Annotated in this window: 6 protein-coding genes and 3 pseudogenes; 2 read left to right on the top strand and 7 right to left on the bottom strand. The window is 47.8% G+C overall.

Annotation, left to right across the window (positions count from 1 at the left end; all coding sequences use genetic code 11):
- A pseudogene (locus IM322_RS04410) lies at nt 1-124 on the top strand (IS630 family transposase); the annotation flags it as partial.
- 14 nt (nt 125-138) lie between these two features.
- Here the strand turns inward: IM322_RS04410 and IM322_RS04405 are convergent.
- The 4 genes and pseudogenes from IM322_RS04405 to IM322_RS23170 all read right to left on the bottom strand — a co-directional run.
- Nucleotides 139-678, bottom strand: a pseudogene (locus IM322_RS04405) (cation:proton antiporter); the annotation flags it as partial.
- A 408-nt stretch (nt 679-1,086) separates the two neighbouring features.
- The gene (locus IM322_RS04400; protein WP_072926370.1) at nt 1,087-1,425 is read right to left on the bottom strand and encodes a P-II family nitrogen regulator; all 339 of its coding nucleotides are present in this window, start codon (nt 1,423-1,425) and stop codon (nt 1,087-1,089) included.
- Between the two features lie 84 nt (nt 1,426-1,509).
- On the bottom strand, nt 1,510-2,631 hold the full coding sequence (locus tag IM322_RS04395) for a sodium-dependent bicarbonate transport family permease (RefSeq protein WP_287677376.1): 1,122 nt from the start codon (nt 2,629-2,631) through the stop codon (nt 1,510-1,512).
- A gap of 193 nt (nt 2,632-2,824) precedes the next feature.
- A pseudogene (locus IM322_RS23170) lies at nt 2,825-2,947 on the bottom strand (sulfate permease); the annotation flags it as partial.
- A 303-nt stretch (nt 2,948-3,250) separates the two neighbouring features.
- On the opposite strand from IM322_RS23170, the gene IM322_RS04385 reads away from it, so the two are divergent.
- Entirely contained in the window at nt 3,251-4,171 is a 921-nt protein-coding gene (locus tag IM322_RS04385; protein ID WP_287677381.1) for a LysR family transcriptional regulator, read from the top strand.
- Between the two features lie 48 nt (nt 4,172-4,219).
- On the opposite strand, the gene ftsH4 is transcribed toward IM322_RS04385, so the two are convergent.
- The 3 genes from ftsH4 to IM322_RS04370 all read right to left on the bottom strand — a co-directional run.
- Entirely contained in the window at nt 4,220-6,097 is a 1,878-nt protein-coding gene (gene ftsH4, locus IM322_RS04380) for an ATP-dependent zinc metalloprotease FtsH4 (protein WP_287677384.1), read from the bottom strand.
- Nucleotides 6,098-6,174: 77 nt separating this feature from the next.
- Entirely contained in the window at nt 6,175-7,359 is a 1,185-nt protein-coding gene (locus tag IM322_RS04375; RefSeq protein ID WP_287677386.1) for a tetratricopeptide repeat protein, read from the bottom strand.
- Between the two features lie 134 nt (nt 7,360-7,493).
- A partial coding sequence (locus tag IM322_RS04370; RefSeq protein WP_287713119.1) for an RNA-guided endonuclease InsQ/TnpB family protein occupies nt 7,494-8,317 on the bottom strand: 824 nt, incomplete at its 5' end.

The following is an 8,317-nucleotide window of genomic DNA, read 5'->3' as shown; positions in this document are numbered from 1 at the left end:
TCGAGAATTTGAAAATAAAGAAGAACTGGAAAAAGTAGTCAATCAGCTTTTAAATGAAGGGGGATTGATTATTAAATGGAGTAGAAAGCTTAAAAATAAGGGTAATGCTGTTAATGTAACTTAAATGCGTAAAAGCTTACCGATACTGGTTGCCGTTAAGGCAGCCCCCGCAAAAATCGCCGGGATGGCCGGCACATGAAAGACGAGCATTAACCCGGCCGTACCCGCAGCAAAAGGTGCCGCAACCCCCACACAGGCCACAACCGTGGCTTGAATTCCCACTTCCTTGAGTTGCCGCAGGTCGGATTCCAGGCCAATTTCAAACAGCAGAATAATCACACCGATTTCAGCCAGAACCGAAATCACTTCACTTTGGGACTCAAAGATCCGGTCCACGGCAGCCGGGGCCAATTGATTCAATCCTTGCAGTACCGTCATAATCAGCGAGTCGGAGGCCGATAGCCCCCCTTCGGGAAAGATGAGCAGATGCAACGCCGAAACGCCGACGATCACACCGGCGACCAGTTCTCCCAGTACGGGCGGAAAATCCAATCGTCTGGCGGCCTCCGCGCCGAGCTTGCTGGCCAGATAAATGACCACCAGCGTCAGCAATACGCCAGAGAGAATAATCGGTGAATCCTCGGCCACAACGGTGGCGAGCAAGGGTATCGGAGTCATAGGAGCCGCTAAGCTAAACGGCTTTTACTTCGGATCACCGATATAGACTCCAAAAGGGTTATAGCTATTGGATCATGCAGGTTAAGCGCCGTTTAGCTTATCTCCCCAATCAAAGGAGGCAGAATATGGGACAAAATCATCAGTTTAAAGGGATGAGGGTTAAAGATTTCAGGCGTTGCTGAATCAAGGTATGAATGACAACCTTGCACCCATCCAAAAGTTAGTTTGGGTCTAGGTTTTAAAAATCCCACAAAAGAAGATTCATATCTCAAATCAGCAACGCCAGATTTCAGATAGTCATAAAACTGGGGGATATGAAAAAGGGCCACCGCTCAAGGACAGTCAAGCTGGGGATGCGGTGGCCCTAGAGTGCCGGAGTCATGAACCGGCTTGTGGTGCTTGTGTCATCTAGATATCACAGCCCTCTGGTCCACAGAAACTCTGTCCGTACAGAACCTCCGCGTCACAGAGATAGATCATGCCCGCAAAATTGAGGAAAAACTGATCGGCAACCTGCTTGGCAATATTCTGGGCCATAATTCGATCGGGGGTAAGTATCTCGAACTTGACATTAGTGTCGGTTTCGGAAACGTGGGGTTGTCCCGACGAGCGCACGTTGCGACTGCCTTTACCGCCAGTATCCATCACCGTATAACCACTCGCCCCGGCTTCTTCGATGATCTTGGCGACTTTTTTCAGCAAAATCTTTTCTGTGACGATGACGAGCTTTTTGGCTGGTTTGGCCATGTTGATTATCTCCTTAAATATGTACATTTATTTGCTTGGTAGGCCCCGTCAAGGGAGTGCCGACCGACCACAATCTTTCTGGAATTAGCCGCCGCTTAGTGCCTGGGCCAGACCAAGGAAGAACGGGATACACAAGCCGATCGCTACTGGCGTACCGATGGCCGTGGACGCACCTATATAGGCGGAGGGATTAGCCGACGGGATACCGGCCCGCAACGTGGGCGGCCCGGAGATGTCGGAACTAGAGGAAGCGATGACGGCCAGAACCACGACACCGCCCCAACTGAACCCGGTGGCGTAGTGGGCAATCATGCCGAGACCGAAGGCGATTAGACCATGTATAAAGGGTGCTAGGACGCTATAGACGACATACCACTGGGCCACCTTACGCAGTTCACCAACCCTTGACCAAGCCTCCATCCCCATGACCAGCATCAAAATTGAAAGCAAGCCACGAAAGAGGGGATCGTAGAAGCTTTTATAGACGGTTTCTGGCTGGGTGAAGATGCCCAAAGCCAGACCTAATAACATGGCCGATAGGGCCGGCCCGCGCAGGCTTTCCTCGATGATCGGCCAGATCTTGACCCGATTATCCGTAGGCTGCTGCTGACTGAGATACTCCTGCCGACTGCCCGGATAATCCTGCTGATCGGAATAATCCCCGGCCGCCACGGGCTGCTTGCTAAAAGACTCGCGGTCGTAGGCTGCTTCTTTATTCGTCTTCTTGTTAATATAAATGTTAGCCACCACGATCGCCGTTACCAGCGCCGGGATATCCATAAAAGGATAGAGTGCGCCGGCCCAGGCCTCGTAGGGTATCTTTTGTTCTTCTAGTACCGTCAGACCGGCGGCCATAGTCGAGCCACTCACGGCTCCAAATAACCCCCCAGTTGCGATCGCATCTACGACTTTCACTTTGGGCAGATTGGCTAAGGTATAGCGTGCGATGAAGACCACAAAAATCCCTACTATTACGGCAAAGATCATGGGTAACACCATCTCCGTCAGGTTGGAATTGCGGATGGCAATCCCGCCAGTCAGACCGATTTTGGTCAGCAGCATGAAGACAATGATCGTACAAATCGACTCGGGAATGACCAATTCACTTCCGAGAGCAGCAATGATCATCCCACCAATCAAAAAGGCCAGTGTTGGCGACCGCAACTGCTGGATAAAGTCCATGACAAACAATGAGAAAAAATCCACGAATACCTCCTTAAGCCTCCCCTGATCAGGAGTCTTGAATATAAATGAACTAAATGAACTTTCAAAAGCTGAAAAAGAGTAAGAGTAAGGCTCTTTACTGCTTAAGCAAACCTGTTGTGGGCAGAACTTTGGACAGCGTCAAGTCCGGGGGCAAGCCTAATTCGGGATTTTTGGCGGTTAAACTAGCCATGATCGCCCCAGCCCCAGAAGCTATCCCGAAAGCGAGAGCTAGAGGGAGATAAATGATGGCAGCTGTTAGACCACCGAATATATCGCTCCGCAAATTGTCAAAATGAATACGATTGGTTATTTGCATGAGAATCCAACTGAGCAAAGGATTTTTGGCCACAACAAAGCTGGCGGTTGACAGACCAGCCTTGATAGACAAAACTTTATGGTTTTTAAAGATCGATTGTTATAAATCTATACTAGAACGGATATCTTGACAAGCAAATTTTTGTAAATTGAGTTTGAATCGATATATCTTTACAAAAGTATTGATTTAAACCTATGATATAAGCGGGGTGGGGAGGTTTTCACTCGTTCCCCTCCATTCCTGCTTCTGTTTAGCAAAGCTCCTCAAGGCAGTAACAGAAGTGTAGCTCTCTAGAGGCCTCTCTTGATTCAAGCCACTTTACATCAACTGATCGTCTTTGAAGCGACCGCTCGTCATGGCAGTTTCACCAGGGCTGCTGAAGAACTATCGATCACCCAACCCACGGTTTCTACCCAGATGAAACAACTGACTAAAGCAGTGGGTCTGCCCTTATTCGAACAGATAGGCAAACGTTTGTATTTAACCGAGGCCGGACGCGGTTTATTAGTAACCTGTCAGGCAGTCCTCAAGGATCTTGATAACTTTGAGATGGCGATCGCTGATATCAAGGGCATTAAACAGGGTAAACTGCGTTTAGCGGCGGTATCCACAGCCCAATATTTAATCCCTCAGATATTAGGTCCTTTTTGTCAACAGTACCAAGGGGTAGATGTGTCCCTACAATTGACCAATCACCAAGATATAGAAGCAAGGATCATCAATAATGTTGATGACCTATATATTTTAAGCGAACCCCCCGAAGCTCTAAACCTCGAGATTCGAACGTTTCTGGAAAACCCCCTTGTCGTTATTGCCCGCAAAGATCACCCCCTAGCGGGACAGAAAAAAATTCCGATTAAACGGCTGCAAGGGGAACCTTTTATCATGCGGGAAATGGGATCGGGAATTAGACGGGCAGTGCAGCAAATTTTTCTCGACCATGGCATCACTGTATCTCTGCGTTTGGAAATCGGCAATAATGAAGCCATTAAACAAGCGATCGCCGGTGGTTTAGGAATTTCGGTTCTGTCTCAGCACGTCTTAAATTTAGATAATCCCAATGGGGAATTTGCCATCCTTGACGTGGAAGATTTTCCCATCCAACGCCATTGGTATGTGGTTTATCCCAAGGATAAAAAACTATCGGTGATCGCCAAGACTTTTCTTGATTATCTCCTCAATATTCAGCCCCAATCCCTCTTAAAAGTCAAAATTTCTGGATAAGAAACCCCATCTTTGTTCAAGATGGGGCAGGGCAAAAATCAAATCAATCTAAACAGTAACAGGTTCTCGATCGAGGGGTTTAACGCGATCGAGCAAGCCCTGCAATTGTTCCCCTTCGATCACCTCTTTACTGAGGATTTCTTGGGCAATTTCTTCGAGTAAATCGCGATTTTGAGCGAGAATATCCAAGGCCTGCTGATGACCATTTTCGACAATCTCTTTCACTTCATTATCGATCGCTCGGGCCGTATCATCGCTCACCAGGCGCCGGGGATTCATCATGCCATCTCCCAAAAAACTATTCTGTTGACCTTTTTCGTAGGCTAGGGGACCGAGGGTCTTACTCATACCATAGGTCGTCACCATGCGTTCGGCCAAGTCCGTCGCCCGCTGCAGGTCATTAGCGGCCCCAGTAGTAATACTACCAAAGACAATTTCTTCGGCAGCCCGACCACCTAAAAGAGTAGCAATTTGGTCGCGTAATTCCTTATCATCCATAAGGAAACGGTCTTCCGTGGGCATTTGCAGGGTATAACCGAGGGCTGCCATGCCGCGAGGCACGATCGAAATCTTGGCAACTTTACCACCCCCCGGCATAACTGCACCGACGAGAGCGTGACCAACTTCGTGATAAGCGACGATTTTCTTCTCTTTTTCCGAGAGAACCCGGCTTTTCTTCTCTAAACCGGCCACTACCCGCTCGATTGCCTCATTAAAGTCCTCTTGGGCGACGGTGCTGCGTTGATTGCGCGCTGCCAATAAAGCCGCCTCATTGACTAGATTAGCTAAGTCAGCACCAGCAAAACCGGGGGTACGGGTAGCAATCTGTTTTAAATCCACACCCGATCCTAATTTTACCTTACCTGCGTAGATTTCGAGGATTTTTAAGCGTCCAGCCAGATCGGGGCGATCAACTAACACTTGACGATCAAAACGGCCGGGGCGTAAAAGGGCGGTATCAAGAGTTTCGGGGCGATTAGTAGCGGCTAGAACGATCACCGTCGCATCGCCAGCGTTAAAACCGTCCATTTCCGTCAATAATTGGTTTAAAGTCTGTTCCCGTTCATCGTTACCCCCCATAAAATTACCGTTAGCGCGAGATTTACCGATCGCGTCTAATTCATCGATAAAAATAATACAGGGGGCTTTTTTCTTGGCCTGTTCAAACAGATCTCGCACTCGGGCTGCACCCGCACCGACAAAGAGTTCCACGAATTCCGAACCTGAGATACTAAAGAAAGGAACCCCCGCTTCTCCCGCGACTGCTTTTGCCAGCAGGGTTTTCCCTGTCCCCGGCGGACCGACTAAGAGGACACCCTTGGGAATCCGCGCCCCGATTTGAATGTAACGTTGGGGATATTTGAGAAATTCGACGATTTCGGCTAATTCGGTTTTCGCTTCTTCCACACCGGCCACATCTTTAAAAGTGGTTTTGGTGGTGTCTCCTTCCACATAGACTTTAGCGCGACTTTTGGTAATCGATAAAGCCCCGGCCGGACCACCGCCACCGCTGCGAGCGAGGAAAAATTGCCAAATACCAACAAAAATCAGGGGAGGAATCACCCAACTAAGGACACTACCAATCCAGCCATTTTTTGGTGGTGGCGCGGCGGCGAATTCTACGCCCTTAGCTTCTAGACGTTTGGGCAATTCTAGGTCAAAAATCGGTGTAGTGCTGAAAATTCGTCCGTAGTTGCCCTCTTGGTCGTTTTTAAGCTGATAACGAATCTCATTCTGTCCCACGGATACCCTAGCGACGTTGCCATCTTCCACTTGGTCGATAAAGAGACTGTAGGGAACTTTGGGGACGCTAGGGCCAAATAATTGCGGGAAAAGGAGATTAACAATCAGAAATAAGCCGCCTACGGCTAATAAAACATTACCGATCAGGCGAGATTGTGAAGGAGGTTTGCTTTTTATACTCATTGCTGGGCCTGATTGATTAAAATTAGTCTCTATCCTTCCCTAATTGTAGGCTGTTGACTGCTCAAGTTCCGATTGAATCAGGCGGGGGGATTACCGTCGTCTTCGGGCGGTTTTTGCCCTAGTAAAGCCTCTAGACGGGTTTGGGCAAGCTCAAAATCCGGCGCAATCCCTAAAGCTTTTTGGTAACAGGCGATCGCTTCTTCTTTTTCGCCCAAATTTTCTAGGGTACTGCCGCGATTGTACCAAGCTTGATAAAAATTATCGTCCGCTTCTAGCACCTGTTGCCAACATTCTAACGCTTCTTGCCAACGTTGCAGTCCGTATAGGGCGCTGCCTCTAGCGTTAATGACTTGGTGATCGTTGGGGGTGATTTCTAGGGCGCGATCATAACTATTTAAAGCTTCTTCGTAGTTACCGATCATGGCTAAGGCACTACCACGATTATGCCAGGCCGAGGCTAATTGGGGATCGATCGTCAAGGCCTGTTCCCAGTCGGCGATCGCATTTGACCAATTGCCTAAATTTGCCTGTTCTAAGCCCTGATTAAACCAATCTTCGGCAGTTTCAGGGATTTTGCCTTCCTGTGAGGAAAATTGAGCGATGAGACTATCAATAATGCTTTCTGCGTCCTTATTTTCGATGCCGAATTGTTCGGCCATTTGGCCCGCTAGGGTAGGATCGTTTTGCAGACGGTTAAATAATTCATCGAGGGTGAGGGTTTCTAATTGGGGATTTTCTGGGTCATTACCGTTAAAATCGCTAGTTTCACCCGAATATAAGAGATTTTCTGGGGGTTGCGGCAGGGAATAACTGCCCGGCACCTCATCTTCGCCGGCGTATTCCCAGATTAAAGTGGCAGTTTCTTTGGTGTAGAGTTGATAACCGATCTCGTAGGAAGCTTCACCAATACGTTCAATACCGGGGAAAGCGCGGGCTAATTCTCCCAAACGGATCATTCTGGTGGCGAGAAGTTGATTAAGGGAAGCGGAGGATTGCAGACGGGTGCCAAAGCGCTCTAACCATTCTACCCAATCTTTTTGCCGACCTCGATCGCCCAATTTCTCAAAAAATCTCAGAATTCTGCCTTCGTGCCAACCGTGGGCCACTCCATCGAGTAACTGCATATAGAGAAACTCGTAATCTGTATCGGTTAGGGGAACAGATTCGATCGCTTGTACTCTCCCCTTTCCCCCTTGTCCCCCCAAAAGTCGGGTAAAAAAGTTTTCGATCGCGCGCCAAAGTTTTCTTAAAAGTCCCTGCATTCTAATCTCGACACTGGTTTTATTAATCTTGCAAGCATCACCCAATTAGTCTAGCAGTTATCAGTTATCGGGGATTGACTCTCCCCCGCTAACCGCTCGCGCGGTGTAGCGGGGGATTCTCGGTTCTTAGGCTTTTAACTAGATCGACCGAGTTTAACCCAGTCGATCCCCGTCAAATCGCCTCCGCGAGCGTTTTCTAACACGGTCAGTCCGACCGCGTTTTTTCCTCGGTTCTCAATTACCTTCGCTGATGCCGTATCTCTCGGTTCAATGTGGCCGCAAGAATCACACCGGTGAACTCTTTCCGATAACGCTTTTTTACCAGTAATTGCGCCACAATTCGGACACTCTTGCGAGGTTCCGTTTTTATCAACCTTAAGATAATATTTTCCCCGTTTCCAAGCGACAAACGGTAATATCTCGTTAATAAAACTACCGATACCTGAATCCAGAGATTGTTTTCTAACGATCCCTCTAGACCAGGAAACGAAGTTAATATCTTCAACAAAGATATTATCAGCGAGATCGCAAAGGTAATGAGCTAACTTAAAATGCCAATCTCTACGAGTATTAGACACTTTTTCGTGTAATCTCGCTATCTTATCTTGGAGTTTCAACCAATTGTTCGAGCCTTTGACTTGATGTTTCAAGCGTCTTTGTAGCAATTTAAGCTTACTCTGTACTTTCAACAAAAATCGAGGGGCTTTGATTAAATCTCCCCGTGAAGTAGCGACAAAACTCTCAATTCCCGCGTCAATTCCTAAACAGGTCTTCCCTACTGTCATATCGGGAACTAATTCCGTAGATTGGAAAGAAACCAAAACGTAAAATCCCGACGCTTTTTGGATAATTCGAGCTTGTTTAGGCTCAAACCCAGACGGGTACTCCCTAGATTTCCTAATCCGAATTTTTCCCAATTGTGGAAAATTTAAGTATTCGTCACCTAGAAAATTTTTCG

The sequence above is a fragment of the Microcystis sp. M109S1 genome (assembly GCF_020247025.1).
Lineage (GTDB): Bacteria > Cyanobacteriota > Cyanobacteriia > Cyanobacteriales > Microcystaceae > Microcystis.
Note: the sequence above shows the minus strand (reverse complement) of the source record. Positions and strands in the feature narration are given on the sequence as shown.